The 26,678-nt window shown below is 60.9% G+C and carries 28 protein-coding genes; 10 read left to right on the top strand and 18 right to left on the bottom strand.

The genetic code is table 11. The features are described 5' to 3' along the window. Positions 1-191 precede the first annotated feature (191 nt). Both mprF and JFT44_RS09510 read left to right on the top strand, forming a co-directional pair. Positions 192-2,834, top strand: coding sequence for a bifunctional lysylphosphatidylglycerol flippase/synthetase MprF (gene mprF / locus JFT44_RS09515; RefSeq protein ID WP_057958635.1), 2,643 nt, complete (start codon positions 192-194; stop codon positions 2,832-2,834). Further along, the gene (locus tag JFT44_RS09510; protein ID WP_057958634.1) at positions 2,834-4,114 is read left to right on the top strand and encodes a virulence factor family protein; all 1,281 of its coding nucleotides are present in this window, start codon (positions 2,834-2,836) and stop codon (positions 4,112-4,114) included. Before mprF ends, JFT44_RS09510 begins: the two co-directional genes overlap by 1 nt. A 93-nt stretch (positions 4,115-4,207) precedes the next feature. On the opposite strand, the gene JFT44_RS09505 is transcribed toward JFT44_RS09510, so the two are convergent. Together JFT44_RS09505 and JFT44_RS09500 are read right to left on the bottom strand one after the other, a co-directional pair. Next, positions 4,208-5,326 (bottom strand): amidohydrolase family protein, encoded by a 1,119-nt coding sequence (locus JFT44_RS09505; protein WP_198830589.1) that lies wholly within the window; start codon positions 5,324-5,326, stop codon positions 4,208-4,210. Positions 5,327-5,651: 325 nt separating this feature from the next. Then, positions 5,652-7,553, bottom strand: coding sequence for a potassium transporter Kup (locus tag JFT44_RS09500; RefSeq protein ID WP_057958632.1), 1,902 nt, complete (start codon positions 7,551-7,553; stop codon positions 5,652-5,654). Between the two features lie 308 nt (positions 7,554-7,861). Here JFT44_RS09500 and rimO point away from each other — a divergent pair, with 308 nt between their 5' ends. The 5 genes from rimO to tsaA all read left to right on the top strand — a co-directional run bounded on the left by rimO (position 7,862) and on the right by tsaA (position 11,842). Continuing rightward, the gene (gene rimO / locus JFT44_RS09495; RefSeq protein ID WP_057439367.1) at positions 7,862-9,202 is read left to right on the top strand and encodes a 30S ribosomal protein S12 methylthiotransferase RimO; all 1,341 of its coding nucleotides are present in this window, start codon (positions 7,862-7,864) and stop codon (positions 9,200-9,202) included. Positions 9,203-9,305: 103 nt separating this feature from the next. Further along, on the top strand, positions 9,306-9,776 hold the full coding sequence (locus JFT44_RS09490; protein WP_057439366.1) for a GNAT family N-acetyltransferase: 471 nt from the start codon (positions 9,306-9,308) through the stop codon (positions 9,774-9,776). Between the two features lie 128 nt (positions 9,777-9,904). Beyond that, positions 9,905-10,615 carry an rRNA pseudouridine synthase gene (locus JFT44_RS09485; protein WP_057439365.1) on the top strand — a complete coding sequence of 237 codons (711 nt, stop codon included), beginning with the start codon at positions 9,905-9,907 and terminating at the stop codon, positions 10,613-10,615. A gap of 66 nt (positions 10,616-10,681) precedes the next feature. Further along, a complete protein-coding gene (locus JFT44_RS09480) occupies positions 10,682-11,143 on the top strand; it encodes a DUF1456 family protein (protein WP_057439364.1) in 462 nt (153 codons plus the stop codon). A gap of 3 nt (positions 11,144-11,146) precedes the next feature. Then, on the top strand, positions 11,147-11,842 hold the full coding sequence (gene tsaA / locus JFT44_RS09475) for a tRNA (N6-threonylcarbamoyladenosine(37)-N6)-methyltransferase TrmO (protein WP_057439363.1): 696 nt from the start codon (positions 11,147-11,149) through the stop codon (positions 11,840-11,842). A gap of 69 nt (positions 11,843-11,911) precedes the next feature. On the opposite strand, the gene fpr is transcribed toward tsaA, so the two are convergent. Further along, positions 11,912-12,691, bottom strand: a complete 780-nt coding sequence (fpr, locus tag JFT44_RS09470; RefSeq protein ID WP_003172178.1) for a ferredoxin-NADP reductase — start codon at positions 12,689-12,691, stop codon at positions 11,912-11,914. A gap of 126 nt (positions 12,692-12,817) precedes the next feature. Between fpr and JFT44_RS09465 the strand changes: the two genes are divergently transcribed. After that, a complete protein-coding gene (locus JFT44_RS09465; RefSeq protein WP_032858383.1) occupies positions 12,818-13,744 on the top strand; it encodes a LysR family transcriptional regulator in 927 nt (308 codons plus the stop codon). Here JFT44_RS09465 and JFT44_RS09460 read toward each other — a convergent pair. The 3 genes from JFT44_RS09460 to JFT44_RS09450 form a co-directional block, all read right to left on the bottom strand. After that, positions 13,741-14,109 carry a diacylglycerol kinase gene (locus JFT44_RS09460; RefSeq protein WP_170060130.1) on the bottom strand — a complete coding sequence of 123 codons (369 nt, stop codon included), beginning with the start codon at positions 14,107-14,109 and terminating at the stop codon, positions 13,741-13,743. The genes JFT44_RS09465 and JFT44_RS09460 overlap by 4 nt on opposite strands. A 72-nt stretch (positions 14,110-14,181) precedes the next feature. Then, positions 14,182-14,829, bottom strand: coding sequence for a response regulator transcription factor ErdR (gene erdR / locus JFT44_RS09455; protein WP_057439361.1), 648 nt, complete (start codon positions 14,827-14,829; stop codon positions 14,182-14,184). Between the two features lie 162 nt (positions 14,830-14,991). Then, positions 14,992-15,702 carry a tRNA-uridine aminocarboxypropyltransferase gene (locus tag JFT44_RS09450; RefSeq protein WP_057439360.1) on the bottom strand — a complete coding sequence of 237 codons (711 nt, stop codon included), beginning with the start codon at positions 15,700-15,702 and terminating at the stop codon, positions 14,992-14,994. A gap of 192 nt (positions 15,703-15,894) precedes the next feature. Between JFT44_RS09450 and JFT44_RS09445 the strand changes: the two genes are divergently transcribed. Together JFT44_RS09445 and JFT44_RS09440 are read left to right on the top strand one after the other, a co-directional pair. Continuing rightward, a complete protein-coding gene (locus JFT44_RS09445) occupies positions 15,895-16,329 on the top strand; it encodes a PA3611 family quorum-sensing-regulated virulence factor (protein WP_198830588.1) in 435 nt (144 codons plus the stop codon). A gap of 355 nt (positions 16,330-16,684) precedes the next feature. Continuing rightward, positions 16,685-17,797 carry a TIGR00730 family Rossman fold protein gene (locus tag JFT44_RS09440; RefSeq protein ID WP_057439358.1) on the top strand — a complete coding sequence of 371 codons (1,113 nt, stop codon included), beginning with the start codon at positions 16,685-16,687 and terminating at the stop codon, positions 17,795-17,797. Positions 17,798-17,904: 107 nt separating this feature from the next. Here JFT44_RS09440 and recX read toward each other — a convergent pair whose 3' ends face one another. The 12 genes from recX to JFT44_RS09380 form a co-directional block, all read right to left on the bottom strand. Further along, positions 17,905-18,372, bottom strand: coding sequence for a recombination regulator RecX (recX, locus tag JFT44_RS09435; RefSeq protein WP_057439357.1), 468 nt, complete (start codon positions 18,370-18,372; stop codon positions 17,905-17,907). Between the two features lie 8 nt (positions 18,373-18,380). Then, positions 18,381-19,439: a recombinase RecA gene (recA, locus tag JFT44_RS09430; protein ID WP_029295312.1), complete on the bottom strand. Its 1,059-nt coding sequence runs from the start codon at positions 19,437-19,439 to the stop codon at positions 18,381-18,383. A gap of 83 nt (positions 19,440-19,522) precedes the next feature. Next, positions 19,523-20,023: a CinA family protein gene (locus tag JFT44_RS09425; protein ID WP_057958628.1), complete on the bottom strand. Its 501-nt coding sequence runs from the start codon at positions 20,021-20,023 to the stop codon at positions 19,523-19,525. A gap of 81 nt (positions 20,024-20,104) precedes the next feature. Then, positions 20,105-20,608 (bottom strand): lysis system i-spanin subunit Rz, encoded by a 504-nt coding sequence (locus JFT44_RS09420; RefSeq protein WP_057958627.1) that lies wholly within the window; start codon positions 20,606-20,608, stop codon positions 20,105-20,107. After that, positions 20,599-21,150, bottom strand: a complete 552-nt coding sequence (locus JFT44_RS09415) for a glycoside hydrolase family 19 protein (RefSeq protein ID WP_198830587.1) — start codon at positions 21,148-21,150, stop codon at positions 20,599-20,601. Before JFT44_RS09415 ends, JFT44_RS09420 begins: the two co-directional genes overlap by 10 nt. A gap of 17 nt (positions 21,151-21,167) precedes the next feature. Continuing rightward, positions 21,168-22,178, bottom strand: coding sequence for a contractile injection system protein, VgrG/Pvc8 family (locus JFT44_RS09410; protein ID WP_057439356.1), 1,011 nt, complete (start codon positions 22,176-22,178; stop codon positions 21,168-21,170). A 9-nt stretch (positions 22,179-22,187) separates the two neighbouring features. Beyond that, positions 22,188-22,400, bottom strand: a complete 213-nt coding sequence (locus JFT44_RS09405; RefSeq protein WP_057439355.1) for a tail protein X — start codon at positions 22,398-22,400, stop codon at positions 22,188-22,190. Beyond that, positions 22,393-22,776: a phage tail protein gene (locus JFT44_RS09400; protein WP_115128871.1), complete on the bottom strand. Its 384-nt coding sequence runs from the start codon at positions 22,774-22,776 to the stop codon at positions 22,393-22,395. Before JFT44_RS09400 ends, JFT44_RS09405 begins: the two co-directional genes overlap by 8 nt. After that, a complete protein-coding gene (locus tag JFT44_RS09395) occupies positions 22,776-24,140 on the bottom strand; it encodes a tail tape measure protein (RefSeq protein WP_198830586.1) in 1,365 nt (454 codons plus the stop codon). The genes JFT44_RS09400 and JFT44_RS09395 overlap by 1 nt, the downstream gene beginning before the upstream one ends. Before the next feature lie 128 nt (positions 24,141-24,268). Further along, complete coding sequence (locus JFT44_RS09390; RefSeq protein WP_057439353.1) at positions 24,269-24,835, bottom strand: phage tail assembly protein; 567 nt, start codon at positions 24,833-24,835, stop codon at positions 24,269-24,271. 169 nt (positions 24,836-25,004) lie between these two features. Continuing rightward, on the bottom strand, positions 25,005-25,511 hold the full coding sequence (locus JFT44_RS09385) for a phage major tail tube protein (RefSeq protein ID WP_198830585.1): 507 nt from the start codon (positions 25,509-25,511) through the stop codon (positions 25,005-25,007). Further along, on the bottom strand, positions 25,511-26,677 hold the full coding sequence (locus tag JFT44_RS09380; RefSeq protein WP_128593208.1) for a phage tail protein: 1,167 nt from the start codon (positions 26,675-26,677) through the stop codon (positions 25,511-25,513). Before JFT44_RS09380 ends, JFT44_RS09385 begins: the two co-directional genes overlap by 1 nt. Between the last annotated feature and the right edge of the window lies 1 nt (position 26,678).

The raw sequence follows: 26,678 nt of genomic DNA, 5'->3' as shown, positions 1-26,678 counted from the left end.
AACCGCTCATGGGTTTCGGACTCCATCCAATTGCAGGCCATGCTCGAGTGCCGAGCACACCCTTGCGCGACCAATGGACGCTGTCGCCGGCCCCGGTGATCCGCGTTACTATTTGTAATTATTTTGTACATAGGGATTGGTAACTTGGCTGGATACCCCCATCCTGTCGCGCACAATCCACGAGGTGATTGATGCGCGCCAATTCGTCTGAACCACAAGACACTGTCACAGCCACACAACCGATCACCCCCACCCGTCTGCGCTGGCTGGATCGGTTGAGCAAGTATCGTCAACCCATTGGGCTGGCAGTCACTTTGCTGCTGTTTACCATTGCCTTGATCGCTTGCCGCCACTTGCTCCTGGAGCTGGATCTTTACGCCCTCCACGACTCGATCCTGGAGGTGCCGCAGCCCGCCTTGCTGGGCGCCTTCGCCGCCGCGATCGCCGGTTTCATCATTCTATTGGGCTACGAATTTTCCGGCGCACGCTACGCCGGGGTAAAACTGCCGGCCAAGACTTTGGCCTATGGCGGCTTTACCGCGTTCGCCATTGGCAATGCGATTGGCCTGTCGATGCTGTCCGGCGGCTCGGTGCGCTACCGCTTATATGCACGGCATGGCATCGGGGCTTCGGAAGTTGCCCGGATGACGGTGTTTGCCAGCCTGGCCCTGGGCTGCGCCCTACCGCCGCTCGCAGCCCTGGCCACCCTGAGCAACCTGCCCGCCGCCTCCAATGCCCTGCACTTGCCCGCAACGTTGCTCGGCGCAATCGCCGGTGCGGTGCTATTACTCTCGGTCGTACTGTGTATCGGGATTTATCGCCGTCGAACGCCAGAACAACCCTACCCCGACAACCTGCTAGTCAGAGTCGGCCGCCGCACCTTGCGCCTGCCAGGGCGCCGACTGACCTTCCTGCAATTGATCATCACCGCCCTGGACGTCGCCGCTGCCGCTACCGTGCTTTATCTGCTGCTGCCAGAAGCGCCGCCATTCGGTCCGTTCCTGCTGGTTTACCTGCTGGCGCTTGCCGCCGGTGTCCTGAGCCATGTACCAGGCGGCGTCGGGGTATTCGAAGCGATCCTGCTGGCCGCATTTGCCGACACGCTCGGCGCCGCGCCGCTGGCCGCCGCACTGCTGCTGTACCGCATGATCTACGTGGTGCTGCCGCTGTTGATCGCATGCATCTTCCTACTGATCAGCGAGGCTCAGCGTCTGTTCCAGACCCAGCAGAGCCTGCGGGTGGCCTCGGGCCTCGCGGCACCGGTGTTGGCCGTGCTGGTTTTTTTGTCCGGGGTGGTGCTGCTGTTCTCCGGCGCCACCCCGGAAATCGACTCACGCCTGGAAAACATCGGCTTCCTGATTCCCCACCGCCTGATTGACGCCTCGCACTTTGGCGCCAGCCTGATCGGCGTGCTGTGCCTGTTGCTGGCCCAGGGCCTGCGTCGACGCCTGTCGGCAGCCTGGATGCTGACCATGGTGCTGCTGCTGGTGGGCGCCCTGCTCTCACTGCTCAAAGGCTTCGACTGGGAAGAAGCCAGCCTGATGACCACCACCGCCGTGCTGCTGGCGATCTTCCGGCGCTCGTTCTACCGCGCCAGCCGCCTGACCGAGTTGCCGTTCTCGCCGCTGTATCTGGTGGCCAGCGTCTGCGTGCTCGGTGCGTCGATCTGGCTGCTGCTGTTTGCCTATCAGGATGTGCCTTATAGCCATCAACTGTGGTGGCAGTTCACCCTCGACGCCAACGCCCCGCGTGGCCTGCGCTCGCTGCTGGGCGCCGCAATCCTGTTGGTGATTGTCTCGCTGACCTGGCTGTTGCGCACCGCACGCCCGGTGATCCACCTGCCGAGCGCCGATGAGCTGGAGCGGGCCACCAAGATCCTGATGGCCTCGTCGCAACCCGACGGCGGCCTGGCCCTGACCGGCGACAAGGCCCTACTGTTCCACCCCAACGACGAAGCCTTCCTGATGTATGCCCGCCGTGGCCGTAGCCTGGTGGCGCTGTACGACCCGATCGGCCCGACCCAGCCAAGGGCCGAGATGATCTGGCAGTTCCGCGACCTGTGCGATATCCATCACGCCCGCCCGGTGTTCTACCAGGTGCGCGCAGAGAACCTGCCCTTCTATATGGATATCGGCCTGACGGCGATCAAGCTGGGCGAAGAAGCCCGGGTCGATCTCAAGCGCTTTGACCTGGAAGCCAAGGGCAAGGAGATGAAGGACCTGCGCTACACCTGGAACCGCGGGACGCGGGACGGCCTGTCTCTGGAAATCTTCGAGCCGGGGCAGGCGCCCATGGACGCGCTGAAAGTCATTTCCGATGCCTGGCTGACCGGCAAGAACGTGCGGGAAAAGGGCTTCTCCCTCGGCCGTTTCAGCGATGAATACCTCAAGCATTTTCGCATCGCGGTGATTCGCTTCGAGGGGCAGCCGGTGGCCTTCGCCAACCTGCTGGAGACCTACAGCCATGACCTGGCCAGCCTGGACCTGATGCGCGCGCACCCCGACGCACCAAAGCTGACCATGGAGTTCATGATGGTCGGCTTGATCCAGCATTATAAAAGCCACAACTATGCACGCTTCAGCCTCGGCATGGTGCCGTTGTCGGGCCTGCAACCGCGTCGTGGCGCACCGCTGACCCAGCGCCTGGGCTCGATGGTATTCCGCCGTGGCGAGCAACTGTATAACTTCCAAGGTTTGCGCCGCTTCAAAGACAAGTTCCAGCCTGACTGGGAACCTCGCTACATGGCCGTGCCCGCAGGACTTGATCCGCTGGTGGCACTGGCCGATACCGCCGCCCTGATCGCAGGCGGCTTGACTGGATTGGTGAAACGCTGATGATTCGACGCTCCTGGCGGTATGTATTGGCAGGTCTGGTGGTGCTGGCCCTGATCCTCGGTGGCGGCTACTGGTACTGGAATCGCCCTGCCCCCCAACCGACCCTGGAACAGTTGCCCCAGGCCGACGGCTCGAGCATGACCCGCGTAACACCGGGTACCCCCACCAAGGCCCGCGTAGCGGTCGCCGTGATGGCCGACGCCAGCCTGACCGATAATCAACTGATTGCCTTGAGCCAGGGCGGCAGCGCGCAGATCGTGCAAGTGATCCTGCCCAAGGAAGACTGCAAACTGCAGGAACAAGCCCTGCAAGCGGCGCTGGGCCAACTCAAGGGCCCGGCCACCCTGGTCAGCGGCATCGGCCCTGGCGCCGGCCTGGCCTGGCGCTGGCTGGCGACGCAGAACGACGACAAGGCCAACGCCATCTCGGTGGGCTTTGCCCTGGTCCAGGAAGGTTGCACGGACCCACTGCCCAAGACCGCCGCCCACGGCAACTGGCTGGTGGCCTGGAACGACAACCCCGACGACGAAAGCGCCAGTTTCGTACGCGACACCCCGCGTGCCACCACCAGCATCAGCGACTACGACATCAACTACCCGCAAGTGCTGAACAATGAACTGCGCAAGCAACTGGTGGGCTCGGACAATGGCGGCCTGGCGATCCCGGTGGTCGAAGTACCGGCCGGCCAGGCCAAGGACACCGTGACCCTGTTCCTCTCCGGCGACGGCGGCTGGCGCGACCTGGACCGCGACGTGGCCGGCGAGATGGCGAAGATCGGCTACCCGGTGGTCGGCGTCGACACCCTGCGCTACTACTGGCAGCACAAAAGCCCGGAACAGAGCGCCAAAGACCTGACCGAACTGATGCAGCACTACCGGCAGAAATGGGGCACCAAACGCTTTGTGCTGACGGGTTACTCGTTCGGTGCCGATGTACTGCCAGCTATCTACAACCGCCTGCCGGAAGCCGAACAGCAGCGGGTCGACGCCATTATCCTGCTGGCCTTTGCCCGCACCGGCAGCTTCGAGATCGAAGTGGAAGGCTGGCTGGGCAACGCCGGCAAGGAAGCCGCCACCGGCCCGGAAATGGCCAAGCTGCCAGCGGCCAAAGTGGTGTGCATCTACGGTGAGGAAGAAGTCGATGAGAGCGGCTGCACCGACAAGACCGCCGTGGGCGAAGCCATGAAGCTACCGGGCGGCCATCACTTCGACGAGAACTACCCGGCATTGGCCAAGCGCCTGGTGGATATCATCGAGAAGCGTCAGGTCAAGGCAGAGTAACGTCTGCTCCTACCGTAGATCCCATTGCAGGTTAATCGCCGTACAACAAAAAGCCCTCGCTGCCTCACGGTAACGAGGGCTTTTTAGTGGGCCTCAGCGCACCGCTGCCGACGGTCCGGAAAGATCCCACACATCATCCTGCGCGTGACTGGCCTCCCAGGCTCGCACCTTGCGCCGCGCTTCATCAAACAGACGCACGTAGTTGCCGTGACTGATTTTTTCCGCGACATCAGGTGGCAGTCGACTGAACAGCGGTCGGATCAACTCGGGAAGCGCCAGGTATTGCTCGACCGTGAGGCGCTGGCCAGGTACCACCTTGTCCGGCAACTCTAGCGTGTTCTTGCTGAACATCACGGTATCGGAGCCCCATAACACCCGGCTGCTGTACTGATTGAAAAAGCCGATCCACTCATTGACGGGCGGCATGCCAGGTCCGGGGTGAATAATATTTTTCTGGACCAGATCCCAGGAAATATCCACTACCCATGCCGGGCAGCTGTCGAGAATACGAGCAACGGTCTTCAAGTGGGTGGACGTCGGTTTTACATAGCGCCCCAGCCCGGTGTGCGCCCAGATCACCGAAGCACTGGGGGCCGCGCTGCACAAATGCTTGAGGGCCGCCTCATAGGTCCGGCCAGGGAAGACATCCTCCACCGTACCGTCGTAGTTGACTTCGGTCTGGTACAAGTCGTTGTGTAGCGTCACGACCAGACCGGTCTCTTCGGCCACCTTCAGCAGATCTACCAGGGACTGGGCATACAGCGACATCGTGCCTTTCTTATCGAGGTCAGCGGGTAGCGGCACGGTGGCAGTGCTGCGGATGGTCTCGCCGGCGATCTTGCGTGACACCAACTCCTTGTGCACCGTGAACTCACCGATACCGGCAAACGCCCCCGGAAAGGTCAGCAGCACCCGCTTGATGTGCTGGGCCCCATACCGGTCCATGGGGTTGAAGCCGGTAATCATAAGGTCCAGCCGCCCCTGATCCGCCGCTGACAACTGCAGGTACTCCCTGGCATACATCGCGTCCGCGAAGGCGTAATAGTACAAGTCCGCCTTGGGGCCGATGTAGTAGTTGGCGCCATACAAACGACCGGAAGGGTCCATCACCTGATAGTGTTCAAAACTGTCCCAGCGCTGCTGCAACGGCAGCGGCATCACCACCGAACGGACCACACTGGCCGATAAATAGTCTGACAGTAGGGTTTTCAACGAAACGCCCTGATAGGCGTAATTGGAAGGGTGGAAGTGAGCGTCGGCAAAGGGCAAAGCCTGGGGGACGACGGGCGGTATATCAATGCTGCTGGACGAACAACCTACAACTAAAAGCGTGATGCCTGACACCAATCCTGAGAGCGTGCGCTTCATCTTTGGCTTTCCCTAGTAAGTGGATCCTCATGGGCCAGACGACAAACTTGGATAAAAAGACGTTAGCACACCCCCCAGGCTTTAAAAGGCGATGATTCAACCAAGGATCGACAGGCCAAAAAAAACCGCGATGGCATACAGCCCATCGCGGTTCTGTTTTCAACACGGCCTACATTTCTACCTGGGTGCCCAACTCAATCACCCGGTTCACCGGCAGCTTGAAGAAGCGCAGGTTGCCGTTGGCGTTCTTCAGCATGAAAGCAAACAACCCTTCGCGCCAGCGCGCCATGCCTTCGAGCTTGGAGGCGATGACCGTCTCGCGGCTGAGGAAGTAGGTGGTGCGCATAGGGCTGAAGTCCAGGTCGTCCAGATGGCACAGCTTCAGGGCTTCGGGCACGTCCGGCTCATCGGTAAAGCCAAAGTGCAGGATCACGCGGAAGAAACCGTCGCCATAGGAATCCACCTCGAAGCGGCGCTGGGCCGGGACGCGCGGGATATCTTCATAGACCACCGTCAGCAGCACCACCTGCTCGTGCAGCACCTGGTTATGCAACAGGTTATGCAGCAAGGCGTGGGGCACCGCGTCCGGACGGGCGGTGAGGAACACCGCCGTGCCCTGCACGCGATGGGGCGGCTGGACGCGGATGCTGCTGATAAAGATCGGCAGCGGCAGCCCGCCCTCGTCCAGGCGCTCTACCAGTAATTGCTTGCCGCGCTTCCAGGTGGTCATCAGCACAAACAGCACGATCCCCGCCAATACCGGGAACGCACCGCCCTGCACTACCTTCGGCACGTTGGCCGCAAAGAACAGGCCATCCACCAGCAAAAAGCCCAGCAACACCGGGACTGCCAGGACCGGCGGCCATTTCCACAGCAGCAGCATCACCGCGGAGACGAGGATCGTGGTCATCAGCATGGTTCCGGTCACGGCCACCCCGTAGGCCGAGGCCAGGGCGCCCGAAGACTCGAAGCCCAGCACCAGCAGGATCACGCCAACCATCAGCGACCAGTTCACCGCGCCAATGTAGATCTGGCCTTGCTCGGCGCTGGAGGTGTGCTGGATATGCATGCGCGGGATGTAACCAAGCTGGATTGCCTGGCGCGTCAACGAGAACGCACCGGAAATCACCGCCTGGGAAGCAATCACCGTGGCCAGGGTGGACAAGCCCACCAGCGGCAGCAGTGCCCAGCTTGGCGCCAGCAGGTAGAACGGGTTGCGCGCGGCCTCGGGGTCACCCAGCAGCATCGCGCCCTGGCCAAAATAGTTGAGCACCAGGGCCGGCAGCACCAGGATAAACCAGGCGCGGGCAATGGGTTTGCGGCCGAAATGGCCCATGTCGGCATACAGCGCTTCGGCACCGGTCAAGGCCAGCACCACGGCGCCGAGGATCGCCACGCCGATACCCGGGTGGACCATGAAGAAGCGCACGCCCCACATCGGGTTCATCGCGTTGAGCACTTCAGGGTGCTGGACGATGCCATAGATACCCAGGCCACCCAGCACCAAAAACCAGGTGACCATCACCGGCCCGAACAGCTTGCCGATGCGGTCGGTGCCATGTTTCTGGATCAGGAACAGCCCCACCAGCACCACCAGCGCCACGGGCACGACCCAATGCTTCAGGCCGTCGAACGCCAGTTCCAGGCCCTCGATGGCCGACAACACGGAAATCGCCGGGGTGATCATGCTGTCGCCATAGAACAACGCCGCACCGCACAGGCCGCACACCACCAGGAAACTGCGCAGCCGCGGGTGATTGCCCGCCGCCCGTCGGGCCAGCGCCGTCAGAGCCATGATGCCGCCCTCGCCCTGGTTGTCGGCGCGCAGCACGAACAACATGTACTTGATGGACACCACCCAGATCAGCGACCAGAAAATCAGCGCCAGGATCCCCAGCACGCCGTCATGATTGACCTGGACCCCGTAATTGCCGGAAAACACCTCTTTAAGGGTGTAGAGCGGGCTGGTGCCGATATCGCCATAAACCACCCCGACCGCGGCCACCAACATGCCGATTGGCTTTGCGCTGGAGTGCCCGGCACCTGCCGCCTGACTATTTACCTGACCCATCAACCACTCCCGCCCTTTTGACCTGAGGTCTTCTATAAGCAGCACAGCTATACACTTAAGCCCAACGCCAAGCTATACACAGCGTGTACTGCTGTACTTCTAGTAACAGATTATTTGTTGACTACCGATCTACCTCGATGCAACGGCGCGCAGCATAACGCAGCACTCGTCGTATTTCCCTGCATAAAGCTGGTCAAGCGCGTTTCCCGTCGCTAGAATTGCGCACTTTTTGATCAGAGGCACATCAAGTGCCCATCCGTTGCCCTGTCGTGCCCGACTGGCGGCGTCATTCAATACCGAGGTTAGACATGTCCACCACCATCGCAAAAGCCAACCCAAAGGTTGGCTTTGTTTCCCTGGGTTGCCCGAAGGCTCTGGTCGACTCCGAGCGCATCCTCACGCAACTGCGCATGGAAGGCTACGACGTTGTGTCCACCTACCAGGACGCTGACGTGGTGGTGGTCAACACCTGTGGCTTCATTGACTCGGCCAAGGCAGAGTCCCTGGAAGTGATCGGCGAAGCCATCAAGGAAAACGGCAAGGTCATCGTCACCGGCTGCATGGGCGTGGAAGAAGGCAATATCCGCAACGTGCACCCAAGCGTGCTGGCGGTGACCGGTCCGCAGCAGTACGAGCAGGTGGTCAACGCCGTGCACGATGTGGTGCCGCCGCGCCAGGACCACAACCCGCTGATCGACCTGGTGCCACCCCAGGGCATCAAGCTGACCCCGCGTCACTATGCGTACCTGAAGATTTCCGAAGGCTGCAACCACAGTTGCAGCTTCTGCATCATCCCGTCGATGCGCGGCAAGCTGGTCAGCCGCCCGGTGGGCGATGTACTGGACGAGGCCCAGCGTCTGGTCAAGTCCGGGGTCAAAGAGCTGCTGGTGATCTCCCAGGACACCAGTGCCTACGGCGTCGACGTGAAGTACCGCACCGGTTTCTGGAACGGCGCGCCGGTGAAAACCCGCATGACCGAACTGTGCGAAGCCCTGAGCAGCCTGGGTGTGTGGGTGCGCCTGCACTACGTGTACCCGTACCCGCACGTCGACGAACTGATCCCGTTGATGGCCGCCGGCAAGATCCTGCCGTACCTGGACATCCCGTTCCAGCACGCCAGCCCCAAAGTGCTCAAGGCCATGAAACGCCCGGCCTTCGAAGACAAGACCCTGGCGCGGATCAAGAACTGGCGCGAGATCTGCCCGGACCTGATCATCCGCTCGACCTTTATCGTGGGCTTCCCCGGCGAAACCGAAGAAGACTTCCAGTACCTGCTGGACTGGCTCACCGAAGCCCAACTGGACCGCGTCGGCTGCTTCCAGTACTCGCCGGTGGAAGGCGCCCCGGCCAACCTGCTGGACCTGGCGGTGGTGCCGGATGACGTCAAGCAGGACCGTTGGGAGCGTTTCATGGCCCATCAACAAGCCATCAGCTCGGCCCGCCTGCAACTGCGCATCGGCAAGGAAATCGAAGTGCTGATCGACGAAGTGGACGAGCAAGGCGCGGTCGGCCGCTGCTTCTTCGACGCGCCGGAAATCGACGGTAATGTATTTATCGACGATGCCAGCGGCCTCAAGCCCGGCGACAAGGTCTGGTGCACGGTCACCGACGCCGACGAGTACGACCTCTGGGCGCAAAAACGCGACTAAGCGGTAAAAAATTGAAAAAGCCCTGCTTCTGGACAAGATGCGGGGCTTTTTTAGGTCTATCGTTTGCCCCATCACCGCCAACAAGCAGCAAGGAGCAGCGGGCATGGGCCAGCACTCGGTTATCCACACCCCGAAAACCAGCGACTACCCGGAATTGACCCGGATCTGGGAGGCCTCGGTGCGAGCCACCCATGACTTCCTGCCGGATAGCTACATCGAGCGCCTGAGACACCTGGTGCTGACGCGCTACCTGGATGCCGTGATGTTGATCTGCACCAAGGACGCGCGCCAACGGATCACCGGATTTGCCGGCGTTGCGGCGGGCAAGGTGGAAATGCTGTTTATCGACCCGCACTACCGGGGCCAGGGCCTGGGGCAGCAGTTGCTGCAGTATGCGGTTACGTCGATGAATGCCGATGAACTGGACGTCAACGAACAAAACCCCCAGGCCCTGGGCTTCTACCTCAAGCAGGGTTTTGAAGTGATCGGGCGCACCGAGCATGACGGCATGGGCCAGCCCTATCCGTTGCTGCATATGCGTTTGCGCCAGGTGCAGCAAACACGCAGCGGCTGACACAGCCCAAATCAAATGTTGGCGCTGGCTTGCCTGCGCCCACAAAAAGCAACTGCGGCGAAATGGGGCCGGGATTAACCGGCTCCAGGCAGGTACAATAGCTGCCCCCTTTTGTTACGGCCCTTGTCATGACTGACCCCATACGCCTCTCCAAACGCCTTATCGAACTGGTCGGTTGCTCCCGTCGGGAGGCCGAGCTGTTCATCGAAGGCGGCTGGGTCTCGGTAGATGGCGAAGTGATTGATGAGCCACAGTTCAAGGTCACGACACAAAAAGTCGAACTTGATCCCGAGGCCAAGGCCACGGCTCCAGAGCCTGTGACTATCCTGTTTCATGCACCGGTTGGTGTGGATGTCGACAGCGCGATGCAGTCCCTGAGCGCCGAAACCCTGTCTGAAGAGCACCGCTTCAGCAAGCGCCCGCTCAAGGGCCACTTCCTGCGCCTGACCGCCAGCGCCGACCTGCAGGCCAAGGCCAGCGGCCTGTTGGTGTTTACCCAGGACTGGAAAATCCTGCGCAAGCTGACGGCCGATGCCGCCAAGATCGAGCAGGAGTATGTGGTTGAGGTCTCCGGCGACGTGGCAGAGCACGGCCTGAACCGCCTCGCCCATGGCCTGATGTACAAAGGCAAGGAATTGCCGGCGGTCAAAGCCAGCTGGCAGAACGAGAACCGCCTGCGCTTTGCCCTGAAAAACCCGCAGCCCGGCATCATCGCCCTGTTCTGCGAAGCCATTGGCCTGAAGGTTGTGGCCATTCGCCGCATCCGCATTGGCGGCGTGTCCATCGGCAAGGTGCCGGTCGGCCAATGGCGCTACATGTCCGGCAAGGAAAAGTTCTAAGCCACCCTATTTCTCGAGATCGCCCGCCCGGGCGATGTCTACAGTCGAATACCAGGATTGCCCACCATGATTCACAACGACGTACTGCGCAGCGTGCGCTACATGCTCGACATCAGCGACAACAAGATGGTCGAGATCATCAAGATCGGCGGTATGGAAGTGTCCAAGGACGACCTGCTGACCTACCTCAAGAAAGACGAGGAAGAAGGCTTCGTGTTCTGCCCCGACGAAGTCATGGCGCACTTCCTCGATGGCCTGGTGATCTTCAAGCGCGGCAAGGACGAAAGCCGTCCCCCGCAGCCGATCGAAACCCCGGTGACCAACAACATCATCCTCAAGAAGCTGCGCGTGGCCTTCGAGCTCAAGGAAGACGACATGCACGCCATCCTCAAGGCGGCCGAGTTCCCGGTGTCCAAGCCGGAATTGAGCGCACTGTTCCGCAAGTTCGGCCACACCAACTATCGCCCGTGTGGCGACCAGTTGCTGCGTAACTTCCTCAAGGGCCTGACCCTGCGGGTTCGCGCGTAAGCCATGAACTACAACGTCTCACCCGTAGGTTTCGTGCGCTCCTGCTTCAAGGAGAAGTTCGCCATCCCGCGCCAACCCCAACTGGCGCCCGCCGCCAGGGGCGTGCTGGAGCTGGTGGCGCCGTTCGACCAGGGTGAGGCCGTACAGGGCCTGGAGCAGGTCAGCCATGTGTGGCTGCTGTTCCTGTTTCATCAGGCCCTGGAAGACAAGCCGCGCTTGAAAGTGCGCCCGCCGCGCCTGGGTGGCAACACGTCCATGGGCGTATTTGCCACCCGCGCGACCCATCGCCCCAATGGCATCGGCCAGTCGGTGGTGAAGCTGGACAAGGTGGAGCCGGGCCGGCTGTGGATTTCCGGGATCGACTTGCTCGATGGCACGCCGGTCTTGGATATCAAGCCGTATGTGCCTTATGCCGACATCATCGACACGGCCACCAACCGCATCGCAAGCAGCGCGCCACAGCTGATTCCCGTGCAGTGGCTGAAGACCGCGCTGCACCAGGCACAAGGCCACGCCCAGCGCCTTGGCGAGCCGTTGGTGGAGCTGATTGAGCAGTGCCTGGCACAGGACCCCCGGCCGGCGTATCAGACGCCAGGGCCGGAGCGCGAGTATGGTGTGCGGTTCTGGGATGTGGACGTGCGTTGGCACTATCCCGAGGCTGGGGTGATTTGCGTGCTTGAAGTGGTTGCGGCCGAATAAACGCCAAAAACAAATATGGGAGCTGGCCAGCTCCCACGCCGGCCAGCTCCCATATTTTTATAGTCGCGCTTACTTCTCGACGAACGCACGCTCGATCAAGTAGTCACCCGGCTCACGCATGCGTGGCGAAACCTTAAGGCCGAAGCTGTTCAGCACTTCGCTGGTCTCGTCGAGCATGCTCGGGCTACCGCACAGCATGGCGCGGTCGTCTTCAGGATTGATCGGCGGCAGGCCGATATCACTGAACAGCTTACCGCTGCGCATCAGGTCGGTGAGGCGGCCTTCGTTTTCGAACGGCTCACGGGTCACGGTCGGGTAGTAGATCAACTTTTCACGCAGCGCCTCGCCGAAGAACTCGTTCTGCGGCAGGTGCTCGGTGATGAACTCGCGGTAGGCGACTTCGTTGACGTAACGCACGCCGTGGCACAGGATCACTTTTTCGAAGCGCTCGTAGGTTTCCGGGTCCTGGATCACGCTCATAAAGGGCGCGAGGCCCGTACCGGTGCTGAGCAGGTACAGGTGTTTGCCCGGCTTCAAATCGTCCAGCACCAGGGTGCCCGTCGGTTTTTTGCTGATGATGATCTCGTCGCCTTCCTTCAAGTGCTGCAATTGGGAAGTCAGCGGGCCATCCGGAACCTTGATGCTGAAGAACTCCAGATGCTCTTCCCAGTTCGGGCTGGCGATGGAGTAAGCGCGCATGAGCGGGCGGCCATTGGGCTGTTGCAGGCCGATCATCACGAACTGACCGTTCTCAAAGCGCAGGCCCGGGTCGCGGGTGCACTTGAAGCTGAACAGAGTGTCGTTCCAGTGATGAACACTGAGGACACGCTCGTGGTTCATGTTGCTCATGTACGGGGAACTCCTGGAAATGGGTCAGCGCCAAAAATGATAGGTGCGCAATTGCACAGTATTCTAATGGCGGCGACAATATCTGTTAACTGGATTATTAAGATAAGGGTTATCGGTTATATAGATATGCGATTTACTCTCCGTCAACTGCAAGTCTTCGTCGCCGTCGCCCAGCAGGAAAGCGTGTCTCGCGCTGCTGGCCTTCTGGCCTTATCTCAATCCGCCGCCAGCACCTCGATCACCGAGCTGGAGCGCCAATCCAGCTGCCAATTGTTCGACCGCGCCGGTAAACGCCTGAGCCTCAATGCCCTGGGTCATCAATTGCTGCCCCAGGCGGTGGCGCTGCTGGACCAGGCCAAGGAAATCGAAGACCTGCTCAACGGCAAGTCCGGCTTCGGCTCCCTGGCGGTCGGCGCCACCCTGACCATCGGCAATTACCTGGCGACGCTGCTGATCGGCAGCTTCATGCAGCAGCATCCCGAGAGCCAGGTGAAGCTGCATGTACAGAACACTGCACATATCGTGCATCAGGTCGCGCATTACGAAATTGATCTGGGTCTAATCGAGGGTGACTGCAGTCACCCGGACATCGAGGTGCAAACCTGGGTCGAGGATGAACTGGTGGTGTTCTGCGCGCCCCAGCACCCCCTGGCCCTGCGCGGGCAGGCGACCATGGAGCAGTTGACCCATGAAGCCTGGATCCTGCGGGAACAGGGCTCAGGGACGCGCCTGACGTTTGATCAGGCTATGCGCCATCATCGCAGCGCGCTGAATATTCGCCTGGAGCTGGAGCACACCGAGGCGATCAAGCGCGCAGTGGAGTCGGGATTGGGGATTGGTTGCATTTCCCGGCTGGCACTACGGGATGCGTTCCGGCGCGGCAGCCTGGTGCCGGTGGAGACCCCGGACCTGGACCTGGCCCGGCAGTTCTACTTTATCTGGCATAAACAGAAGTACCAGACCTCGGCCATGCGCGAATTTCTCGAGCTGTGCCGCGCCTTTACCGCCGGGGTACAGCGCAGTGACGAGATCGTGCTGCCGAATATCGCCTAGATCAGGATGACTGCCCACACCACGGTGATCATGGTCAGCGCCACGAATTGCGCGGCGCTGCCCATGTCCTTGGCGTTTTTCGACAGCGGGTGGCGATCCAGGGAAATCCGATCAATCGCCGCCTCCACGGCCGAGTTGAGCAACTCGACAATCAGCGCCAGCAGGCACACGGCAATCAACAGTGCGCGCTCTACGCGGCTGACCGTGAGGAAGAAGCTCACCGGAATCAGGATCACGTTGAGCAGGACCAACTGGCGAAAGGCCGCCTCGCCGGTGAAAGCCGCACGCAAACCATCCAGGGAATAGCCCCCGGCGTTGAAGATACGTTTGATACCGGTTTGACCCTTGAACGGCGACATAGGCAGGCAACTGAGCAAAAAATGATGGAAGGAAGCTAGAGCACGTCAAGTCAAAAAAGCGTGAACAGCACCGCTCTATTAATGGGAAATTGACTCAAGCTGTTGCAAGAGCAGCGCCGCCTGGGTGCGGGTGCGCACGCCCAGCTTACGGAAAATCGCGGTGACGTGCGCCTTGATGGTCGCCTCGGATACGCTCAGCTCATAGGCGATCTGCTTGTTCAGCAAGCCTTCGCAGACCATGGTCAGCACACGAAACTGCTGGGGCGTCAGGCTGGCGAGCCCTTCCTGGGCGGCCTTGGCTTCGGCAGACACGTTGATTTCTTCAAATGCCTGGGGCGGCCATGAGACATCACCGTCCAGCACCGTACGTACCGCAGCTCGAATCTGCTCCATGGAACTGGACTTGGGGATAAAGCCACTGGCCCCGAACTCACGAGAGCGCACTACCACGTCGGCCTCTTCCTGGGCCGACACCATCACCACCGGAATCTGCGGATATTGCCCGCGCAACAGTACCAGGCCGGAAAACCCGTAGGCGCCGGGCATGTTCAGGTCCAGCAGCACCAGATCCCAATCAGTCTTGTCAGTGAGCTGGGTTTCCAGTTCAGCGATGCTGCCCACTTCAACCAGGCGTACATCCACGCCCAGCTCCAGCGTAACCGCCTGGTGCAGCGCGCTACGGAACAGCGGATGGTCATCGGCAATCAGGATTTCGTATGTGGCCATTTATTAAATGATCCTGTTTTTTATGGGAGTACCGATGGGTTCGGTGCTCACCAACGTACGAGGTGCCAGCCAGCGGCTGTCACGAACAGTTACGCTTGATGGCATTTTAGCCGGCTCAGGCGATGCAGTGCCATCATGCAAATGTCATCTGGCCGCGAAGTCCTACAGATAAGGTGCAAGACGGGTATGGACACTGTCCGTCGGATCCAGCGCCAACTGGAACTTGGCCGCCAGGTAATGGGTACTGAAAACATCCAGGTAGGCGTCCAGCACTTCGCTAGCCTGCTGGTCCTCGGCCAATTCCAGGCACAAGGCAGCCACTTCGGCAGTGCAGAAATGGTCATCGCGCTTGGAGCGGCGCAACTTGTAGCGCGATAACTGCTCCGGTTCCAGGCTCAGTACCGGCAGGTGCTCCAGATACGGGCTCTTGCGGAACATCTTGCGCGCTTCGCTCCAGGTGCCGTCCAGCAGGATAAACAATGGACGCTTGCCATCCGCCACCTTGACCTCGCTGACCACCCGCTGCGGCGCTACAAACTCGCCGGGGAAGACGATATAGGGCTGCCATTGCGGGTCGGCCAGCAGCGCCAGCAGCTCAGGTTCGACGGCCGTGCGCGCCCAGGGAAAAGCACTTGTATCGTCGATTACATCCGCTATCAACCAACCGGTATTACTCGGTTTCATCGGTTCCACGTCATGCATCAACAGGCACATGGCCGACCTGGCCTGAACCTTGGGGCGCCACGCACACAAGCAGTATTCGGGGATGACCCGGCATCTGGGGCAACGTTCGGCACGCGAGCCGCGTGCGACAAAAGGGCTGACGGCACGGGCCAGGCGTTGGGTACGCAGACGGAAGACCGCATGACTCATAGCGGGTGCCGTTGTGAAACGATGAAAATCGACACGGGCAAAACTCGGGGCAGCAAAAGTGCCGGCAGTTTACCAGAGCCGCCCAACCAATACGCCTGGCCGTCGCGGCGACAGGTCACCTATAATCCCGCGCCACTGAACGCATAGCGCAGTGACGGGTCTATGGACCAGTAACCGAATCAGGAGAGTTTCATGCTGCGTCTTATGTTGCGTCTTGCCGCCCCGACCGTCGCCCTGGCGCTGGTATTACCCGTAGGCGCCCAGGCAGCCTCCCTGGTGGAGCTGCAAATGAACAAGAAACTGCAAAGCGTCGCGGCAGAAAGCAACAAGGACCTGCCCAGGGAAATTGATGAACAAACCCTGGAAGTGGCCTACACCGTCGAAGGCATGCAAATGATTGACCACCTGAGCGTCCTGCCAGAGCGCGCCGAACAGATGCGCGCCAACCCCAAGGCCGTGTATTTCCAGCTGGGACAGAGCGTCTGCCTGAATAAAGGCTATCGCGAATTGATGGCCAAGGGAGCGGTGATGCGCTACGAAATCACCGAAAACAAGACCAACCGCCCGGTGGCGTCGGTCAAGTTCGTCGAAGCGGATTGCCCGGCTCCGGCCAAGAAGAAAAAGTAAGTCCCTCCCCAAGCGCCAACATGGCCCCTGTTGAGCTGTGCAGCAGCCCTGGAACCTGAGTTGTCGGCCTATCTGCCAGACCTCAGGGGGGCTGCTACGCAGCCCAACGGCAGACAAGCCTCCTTGCCACAACCCTTCCTGCAAAACCTTGATCAATCCCTATTAAGTTATTGCCAGACAAGACTTTAGGGGCTCATGATCGAGCCATCCGGTAACATTTCCAGGGCAAAAAAGGTTGCCCTCGCGCGACTTGCAGTGCAAAGGTTTTTAATCACAAGGAACATACAGAGCCTGTTTCGTCGCCGTCAGCAGCCTGCAATAAGACGCCGGGGCTCTGTAACGAAGGAGAAGCTGAATGCCTGATCAACCGAATGACCTGCTGAATCGTCATTTTCCAGGAAACGGGACCGACCTCGCCCAGCAGGTCGAAGCGCAACTCAACCTGATTGCCCCCAGTAGCCCGAATATTTCGCTGTATCGCGACATGATCCTCACCGTGCTGCGCATGGCCCAGGACGACCGTGACCGCTGGAACGCCAAGATCACCTTGAAAGCAATCAATGAACTGGACCACGCGTTTCGTGTGCTCGAACAGTTCAAAAGCCGCCGCAAGGTCACCGTCTTCGGTTCGGCCCGCACCCCAGTGGAAAGCCCCCTCTACGCCCTGGCCCGCGAAGTGGGCGCGGCCCTGGCCCGTTCGGATCTAATGGTCATCACCGGTGGTGGCGGCGGCATCATGGCTGCCGCCCACGAAGGCGCCGGGCTGGCCCACAGCCTGGGGTTCAATATCACCCTGCCCTTTGAACAGCATGCCAACCCGACCATTGATGGCACGGAAAACCTGCTGTCGTTCCACTTCTTCTTTACCCGCAAGCTGTTTTTCGTCAAGGAAGCCGATGGGTTGGTGCTGTGCCCGGGTGGCTTCGGCACCCTGGATGAAGCCTTGGAAGTCTTGACCCTGATCCAGACCGGCAAGAGCCCGCTGGTTCCAGTAGTACTGCTGGACGAGCCCGGCGGTGGATTCTGGCAAGGCGCCCTGGACTTTATTCGCAGCCAACTGGAGGCCAACCGCTACATCTTGCCCACCGACCTCAAGCTGGTGCGCCTGGTGCACAGCGCCGAAGAGGCAGTGAACGAAATCAACCAGTTCTACGCGAACTTCCACTCCACCCGCTGGTTGAAACGCCAGTTTGTGGTGCGCATGAACCACCCTCTCAGCGAGCGTGCGTTGGCGCATATACAGACGGCATTCGCTGACCTGCGGCTGAGTGATGACTTCCAGCAATTGGCCTATGGGGGCGAAGAGCACGATGAAGCGCACTTCAGCCACCTGACGCGACTGGTGTTCAACTTCACCGGGCGTAATCAGGGGCGGTTGCGGGAGTTGGTGGATTACATCAACTTGCCGGAGAACTGGGCCCAAGCCCAGGGTAAAACACAGCAACGCGTAGCGCCGGAACCGGCGTGAGGCCGTAAAACGCAAAAAAGGCCCGCTATTTTCATAGCGGGCCTTTTGTTTTAGTGCTGTTTTATGTGGGAGCTGTCGAGCCCCTTTGATCGCCGCTTGCCGAAGAATCAGTCGTCCAGATCTCGGCCGCTCAACAAGCGGCTGATCATCTCCATTGAAAACCCGCGATAGCTCAAAAAGCGCCCTTGCTTGGCACGCTCACGGGCATCAATCGGCAGATGGCCGGCAAACTTGCGACGCCAGGTGTCTTCCAGTTGCGTTTGCCAACTGATGCCACACTCACGCAACGCCAGTTCAATATCGGCGCGCTGCAAGCCCCGCTGACTCAGTTCCTCGCGAATCCGCGCAGGGCCGTAGCCCGAGCGTGCCCGGTAGGAAACAAAACTTTCGAGATAACGGGCTTCGGAAAGCAGCCCCTCTTCCGTCAAGCGGTCGAGGGCTGTTTCGATCATTTCGGGAGGGGCGCCACGCTGACGCAGTTTACGCGTCAGCTCGACACGACCGTGCTCGCGTCGTGCGAGCAGGTCCATTGCCGTACGCCGTACGGCAACCAGCGTATCGAGTACAACTGTCATAGTTGGACTCAGATATCAGCGTCGGCTTCTGCCATGTCATCAACAGGTTCGCGGTTGGCTGCTGCCTTGACGTCTGGCGCCGGGGTCAGCAGCTTGTCGCGGATCTGCTTCTCGAGGGTCGCCGCGATATCCGGGTTGTCCTGCAGGAACTTGGCCGAGTTGGCCTTGCCCTGACCGATCTTGCTACCGTTGTAGGCATACCAGGCACCGGACTTCTCGACAAAGCCGTGCAGCACGCCCAGGTCGATCATCTCGCCGTTCAGGTAAATACCTTTGCCGTAGAGGATCTGGAACTCAGCCTGACGGAATGGCGGAGCCACCTTGTTCTTCACAACCTTGACGCGGGTTTCGCTACCGACAACCTCGTCACCTTCCTTCACCGCGCCGGTACGGCGGATGTCCAGACGGACCGAAGCGTAGAACTTCAGCGCGTTACCACCGGTGGTGGTTTCCGGGCTGCCGAACATCACGCCGATCTTCATCCGAATCTGGTTGATGAAGATCACCAGGCAGTTGGCGTTCTTGATGTTACCGGTGATTTTACGCAGCGCCTGGGACATCAGACGGGCTTGCAGGCCGACGTGCATGTCGCCCATTTCGCCTTCGATTTCAGCCTTTGGTACCAGGGCTGCCACGGAGTCGACCACGATCACGTCGATGGCGTTGGAGCGCACCAGCATGTCGGTGATTTCCAGGGCTTGCTCGCCGGTGTCCGGCTGCGAAACCAGCAGGTCGTCGACATTGACGCCCAGCTTGCCAGCATATTCAGGATCCAGGGCGTGCTCGGCATCGACGAACGCACAAGTGGCGCCCATTTTTTGTGCCTGGGCAATCACCGACAGGGTCAGGGTGGTTTTACCAGAAGACTCCGGACCGTAGATTTCAACGATACGGCCTTTTGGCAGGCCGCCAATGCCGAGCGCGATGTCCAGACCCAGAGAGCCAGTGGAAATAGCCGGGATCGCCTGACGGTCGTGATCGCCCATACGCATTACGGCACCCTTGCCGAATTGACGTTCGATCTGACCCAGGGCCGCAGCCAAGGCTTTCTTCTTGTTGTCGTCCATTAAAGTCCTCACGTAATCAATAAGGCCTGACGGCCAACACCTGTATAAGTAGACAGTATTGTTCCATAAAGATCGGGGATCGCCTACCCCTGATTTTCTATTTCTGCTGCAGCTCGTCGCAACAGCCCCTCTAATGCGGCTTTTACCGTTTGTCGGCGGACCTCGTCGCGGTTGCCGGGGAAGTGCTCGCACTCAGCCGTAACCTCGTCACCGACACCCCAGGCCAGCCAGACAGTGCCCACCGGTTTGTCCGGCGAGCCGCCATCGGGGCCCGCCACGCCGCTGACCGCCACCGCAAACCGCGCCAGGCTTTTTTCCTGGGCGCCCCGGGCCATGGCCTCGACCACTTCACGGCTCACCGCGCCGACCTTGGGGAACAGCCCCTCCGGCACATTGAGCTGACGGGTCTTCTGGCGATTGGAATAGGTCACATACCCGGCCTCGAACCAGGCCGAACTCCCCGGGATACGGGTGATGGCTTCGGCGATGCCACCACCGGTGCAGGATTCGGCGGTGGTGACGTGGGCATTGAGCACCTGCAAACGTCGGCCAAGTTCGGCGGCGAGTTGGGTAATTTCCTTCACGGTCGTCTCCAGGAAAGTGCGGGGGTTTGCCTACCCTACAGGAGCCCATCGGCCACGCAAGCTGCAGACGGCTTCAACAGATTACCGGGTGATGGCACTTACATACGCCTGGCAGGCCCGCAACGCGATCAGTCCGTTATCGCCGGCATCGGTGATGCCGATAATTCGTTGAGCATGCGCCGGGTCAAGTCGACCTCGCGGGGCTCCATGAACCACGCTGCCGGCGGCGGTGGCCGGCATTGCGCGGCCATTGGCGGGGTCGGTGGCGTCGAGAAGGACTGACAAGCGCACATCAGCAGTGGCCAACCGATCGCGCAGATAAACCTGGTGACGCTGTGCATCGCTCAACTCCCGCGTGTGTTGTTGATCGCTGGCGTGAAGCTGTTGCTCCAACGCCCGACGCCTATCCTGTTCGGCCCGGTATTGGCCCTGTGCTTCCTGGCTTTGCCGGTTGAGCAGGGCTGAATGCCGTGCGGCCTGGCGCTCAAAGGCCAGGCCATGACGCCAGGCCTGGACCTGCCAACTGGCTGCCGCCGAGATAGCCATCAGCAGGGCAACCGCCCATATGCGCCCGCTCAACGGCATAACACCGCCCTCGCCTTTTCCCACAACTGTTGGCGGTGCTCCAGTCCGTTGAGGCCACCATTGATACGGCGGGTGATGGTGGTGAATTGGTCCTGGTCCGCCAATTCATTCAAGCCATTGCTGTGCCAGAACCAGGCGGCGGATTCGGCCGCCCATTGCGGCTGCTCCAGCAGTTCGGGGAAATGCAGCAGACGTTCATCGCCAAACAGCGCCCGGCTGCAGGCCAGGTAATTGCGTCGCCCGGTAATCTGGATCAAGCCGCGGCCCCGGTACTTCTGGCCGTCACCGTCGGCGTCGGGAGTGTTGCCCAGGCGTGCAGCCAAGGCGCCCGTGTCGTATTTGCTCAGGTAGCGCTCGCCGCCCAGTTCACGCACGTAACGCAGCTCGCCGGACTCGTGCCCGACCTGGGCGATAAAGGCCGCCATCCGCTTAGGCCCGGTGATGTGTCGATGGAGCATGGCGGCGTTCAGCGCCAGAATAAAAACGCCCGCTTGGGCGCGGGCGTTAGGCAGGATCTGTTGCAACTGCGTCAGCGTGATCATCCTTGATCTCCAACCATTTAAGAGGCCAATCCACGGGCCATGATCGAACTGCGATACCCCGTCGTCGTGTCGCCTACATGGGTCACCTTGTCAATCGACCAGCGCCCCTGCATATAGCCCGGCCAGGTTTCATCCAGCAACAACAGGCCTTCGGCGGACAGCAACGGGTTACCAGGGCAGTCGATGGTGATGCTCAAACCTTCACGCCCCACCCGGCGCAACTCGCCCTGTGCCACTGAGCGCGCTTCGGTTTCACTCTGGCACCGTTGGCGCAACGTCTTGAACGGCGCGATCCCCACCTCGACCACGCGCTGGCGAGAGGCCGCGGCATCCCACCAACTGACACGGCACCCCTGGTATTTAGCGCGTGCATTTTCATCAACCCGGGCACTGATAAACGCCTGCTCGCCGGGACGGTTGTCATGGGTCACCGACAGCCGCACATCCGGCAGTTGCTGGCCCGAGAGCGACTTGACCTGGCCGCTTTCCGCCAGCACATACAGCTCGTTGACCGGCTTGGTCACCGCGTTGTAACGCCCGGCCAGGCGGGTGATAAAGCCCATGTCCGTCTCGTTGGACTGGTCGATATGATCAATCGCAATCCCATCCAGCGACGGCGCCACCCTGGGCGAAAACCCATGCCGCGTCGCCAGTTGGCGAAACAGCGCTCCAAGGGTCGTGGGCCCATGGCTGGCGGAACGGCGCTGGCGGTAGCCACTCTGGTCCATCACGCTGAACGGCGCCGCCGTGGCCACGATCACCAGGCGCATAGGAAACAGGTAAGGCGTGCGCTGGGTAATCACAAACTCGCCTTTTTCCACCAGCCCCGACTCGCGGTAACCCACGCGCAAACCGATCTTGGCGCCCAGGCTCGGCAGGCCTTCCAGGCCCTCGATATTGATGGTCAGTTCGAGGCGGTCGGATTCGATCCCCGCCGCGTCGGTGTGCTTCCACTGCATCAGCCGTGGGTTGATCAAGGCCGCGTTGGCGCCATAAATCTCCACGACCGGGGTAAATCCCATTGCCATGTTGCCTCCTTAATCCCAGGCCGAAACCGGCTTTGCAACACCCGGTTGCGCGTCCATCTCGGGCACGATTACCCCGATGCCCGCCGGCAACACTGGGCCATACTCGGCAAGCCCGGGGTTCAAGCGCCAGAGGGTTTCTTCGGCCGCGTCATCGCACCGCCCCAGCTCACGGTAGAGCAGCAGGTTGACCGAATCACCGGCAATACTTCGGACTCTACGCATTGATAAATTCCTCAAGCACCAGCGTCCACTTGATCACCATGGCAGTGCCGTCATCAATCACACTGGCCTGGTTTTCCGTGACCGCCGTAATGCGCCACAACCCCCAATTGCGGCCGATGCCATCGACCAGCGGCAGCGGTGCCCGTGCATCCTGCAAGGCGCGCAATTGGTCCAGGCGCTGCATGCCGACGGCCGCCATGGCGGTTCCATTGAAGGTCAGTTTTTCCAGCTTCTGACCGTTCTGTCGCGACTGGGGCTTGCTGGCAATAATCTCCAGGTCGCCCCAGCCACCATCGCTGCTGCGCTGGAGCGCGGAATAGGCGAACCCTCGGGACAGCCCGAAAATAAAGTCGCCCAACACCATCTGCTGTCGCATCAATCACCTCCGTCGGTCAGTGCCGCATTGCGCCGAACCGCCAGTGAATCGCTGAGCATCGGCACGCATTGGTTTTGCAGGCTTTGCAGGACCCGGTCGACCACCTGCTGGGCGTCGGCAGGGTTGACGCCGGTGATCTGGATGCTCGGCGCCAGGGTGACCTGGACGTTGTCCGAGCGGGCGCTGTTGAGCTCTTTGCTCACGGCATCGGGCGATGGCAGGCGGTCACTGGGGCCGAACAATTTTTCACCGAGCCAGTTACCGCCCTCGCCGCCCAACAGGCCACCGATAACGCCGCCCACCGCAGTGCCCACGCCAGGGAATACCAGGGTGCCAAGGGCCGCTCCGGCAGAAGCGCCGGCCCATGCGGCACCGGCGGTACCGAGGCCGCTGCCGACGGCTCGCATGTTGCCGCTGCGCACGCCCTGGACGACGTTGATGGCGGCATCGGCGGAGCGCAATGGCGTCAACCTGCGCACGCCGATAGACCCCAGCCGGCTCAGGGTTGGGACCAGGCGGGAGGCTCGGGCCTTGCGCAGGCCGAGGGCTGATGCACTCTTTAATAGCAACGCCTTGCCTGCGCTCAACCCACGGGTAGAAACCCTTCGCAGGCTGGCGCTTACGGAAGTCACCTGCGCCAGGAACCCCGTTTTCAGGCCGTCAAACACCTTGCCTGCGCGCTCGCCCAGGCTCCTCATGATTGCCAGGGGCCCAGTGGCGCTCCTGCCGGTCCCTGAGGTTTTTCTCGGCATCGGTGGGCTGGTGCGGCCAGTTCCGTTCTGCCTCACCGTTTTTCTTGACCCTTTGGGCCCGTAACGAGCCCGCCCGGTCAAGGGTTCGCTGGCGCCAGGGCAGCAGCAGTCCTTGCTATCGTCCCGGAACAATTTCCCGACGTAGGGCAACTTGCCCAGCGTTGCATCGACTACCTTGCCCGATACCCGGCTCTTGACCGTATCAAGCAAGCTTTCACCCACCCATTTGGAACTCTTGCTCAACCAGGACTCAGTCGCCGAGGCCTTGCCTTCGGGCGCAGCTTGCGGCGCACTGGTCATGGTTTCAGCGACCGTGCCGCCCAGCGGCCCACCCGTGATAAACAGGGTGCCATTGAGGGTTTCCAGGCTCTCGCGCAGGCGCACCTGTTCCTCGGTCAACGCGTGGATATGCAGGCTGGCGTTGGCCAGAGCCAGGCTTAGCTCAGACGGCGGCTCGGTTGCGACGCCCACACTGGAGGCGCCAACCAGACTTTCGTCCTGTGCTTCAAGCAGGCCCGGCAGTTGCAAGGCGCCACTTTCGGCCAGTGCGGGAAAGGTCATCCAGCGTTTGTCTTCGTCGGCGAGCTTGAGCGTGTATCGAGGGTCTTGCATCTCGCTCTACTCCTATTTGACGCCAAGGCGATTGATCGCGATGTCGTAGCGGCGCAATGCTTTTGCGGCATCCCATTCGAGAATTTCCGCTTCGTTTACCGAGTAAACCAGCGGTACAACGTCGAGGATTACTTCGATGTCGCGCTGCGAAAGAAGTCCGCCGGTTTGTTTAAAAAATCGTCGATGCGCTCCTGCAATTCCGTCCAGTCCGGCACTGTCAGGCCGTCCAGATCGGGGATCATCAGGCCGGTGCAGTGCGAGGTGATGAACTCGGCGCGCTCTTTGTTGGTGGCGAGTTTTTTCATCACTTTGGTGGCACGCAGGGCAGGCATTTCCAGGGTGACGCTGGTCAATACGCGGCCGGCCACTTCCAGTGGCAGCAGCAGTTGCACCTCCTCGCCAGGCTCGGTGGAACCTTCCAGAAAGAACGAAGCCGGGCGCGTCGACAGGTCGTGCACGTACTGGACGATGCTCACGTAGTCCGGGCGCTTGAGTTGGTCGAGTTCCTTTTCCGAGAGGCCGGTGGCCAGTTTGGCCAGCTCGAAGAACTGGTCGTCCTCATCGTCGCCCGCACGGGCCAGGGCCTGTTTTTGTGGGGCGTAGAACAAGGGTTTGAGTTGGATCTGCTCGATCGTCGCACCGCTGTCGGCGGTGATGGGCGCCAGCAGGATATGCAGGGGTGGCTTCCAGGCCATGGGCGAAATTCCTTGATGAACAATGTTGAACACGTGGACACGGTCAATGTGGGAGCTGACGGGCCTGCGATCGCGCTGTGTCAGTAGCCTCATTTGTCACTGGTAGACCGCTATCGCAGGCAAGCCAGCTCCCACACTGGCCGTGCCTATTTCCGATTCGTGGAAGGGCTTACGGCATCAACACCGCACGCCGGGCATCGCCGAGGATGTCGACGCCGTTGAGCACAAACTTCTGGGTGCGCACGTCGATGTCGATCACCGGCACGCCGTTGTCCAGGCGATGGTAGGTGCGGCAGGACAGATCCAGGGTGGTGGTGGCCTTTTCGCCCATCTTCAGCTTGGCTTCCTCCAGGGATTTGAGCTTGCCGCCGACGGTGTGGTAGGTGAAGTAGGTCTTGCCGTCCTGGTCCTGGCCCGCTTCGCGCACGTTGAGCAGGATGTCTTCGCCCAAGCGCACGCCCAGGGCCAGCATGATTTCGGGACCGGCGCCTTGCAGCACCAGCTTGGCGTTCAGCACCTTGGCGCTCTTGGCCATTTCTTCGGCGATAAAGCGCCCGCCGGACATGGGCTCCATCTCGAACTCGATCTTCGGCGGGGTGAATTCCTCAACGGTCGCCGACAGCGGCAGGCCCTGGAGGGTGGCCGCAATGGCCTGTCTGACTCGGTTGGTAAACATTAGAGAACGTCCTCCAGGAACTGCTCGATGATTTCATCGCGGGCATTGAGTTGATAAACCATGTGTTCGTTCGGCGCGTAGCGGCCGTAGTCGATCACGATGAACCAGGTGCCGTTCTTGTACTTCTCGACACTGTTGAGTTCCGGGTGCAGGTACACACTGCCGCCAGGGATGGTTTCGTCGGCCACCAGGGTTTGCAGCCAGTCGTTGATGCGCTTGACCTCCTGGTCCATGAACGACTTGGTCAGGTTGTGCGCCATGGCTTTCTGCCCGGCCTTGACCAGCTTGCGGCTGATGGCATCTTCCAGGCCGACATAGCTGATGAACTTGCCGGTGAGGGAGCGGTTACCCAGCAGCGAGAAGCCACCGAGGATGGTGCGCGCGTAGTAGCTCACGCCGTAACGGTTGAGCAGGTCGCCTTCGGTGGAGGTGTCGAGGATGTTGTACTCGACCACGCGGGACACGTCTTCGGCGAAGGTCACCTGGTTGCCCGGGCTTTCCCATTGCTTGACCTTGGCCAATGCGGCGATGGCCAGGGACGACGGCGCGAGGAATACGTTTTTCTTCGCCGCCTTGGAGTACACCGACGGCATGTTGTGCACCAGCAGGCAGCGGTCGAAACCCAGGTCGGCACCACCCAGCTCGCCGCTGTAGGTCACTTGGTCGGCGACGCTGGCGTCTTTGCCGTCCAGCACCACACGGGCCTTGATGCGCTTGCCGAGCGCGGCAAATTCACCGGCCACCGCCTTGGTCCCGGTAAAGCCCGGGGCACCGATGATGGTCAGGTCTTCAGGAACGCTGCTCAGCGCCGCGAGGCCCAGTTTGCGACCGGTTGCCGGCTCGTTGCCGCCGATCACGTTGTTGAGGGTATCGGCCGGGGTGGCGCCCTCTTCGACGATCACCACATACACCGGCACCTTGACCACTTTGAGGATCTGGTACACCGCATGAAACAACGTGCCCGACTCGGCGCCGGTCGGGTCCAGCAGCGCCTGGGCGGTGAAGCTGTTGATGCGAAACGGAGCGTTTTTCGGGATCGACAGGTGCGCATTGGGCGCGGTGCCGACCAGACCGATCACGTTGTCACCCAGGCCACCCATGGCCTCGGGGGATTCGCTGGCATTGACGGTGATGCCGTTATGCTCGAAGTTCAAAACCTCAGCCATG

The organism is Pseudomonas sp. MF5691, from assembly GCF_016405645.1.
Lineage (GTDB): Bacteria > Pseudomonadota > Gammaproteobacteria > Pseudomonadales > Pseudomonadaceae > Aquipseudomonas > Aquipseudomonas shahriarae.
Note: the sequence above shows the minus strand (reverse complement) of the source record. Positions and strands in the feature narration are given on the sequence as shown.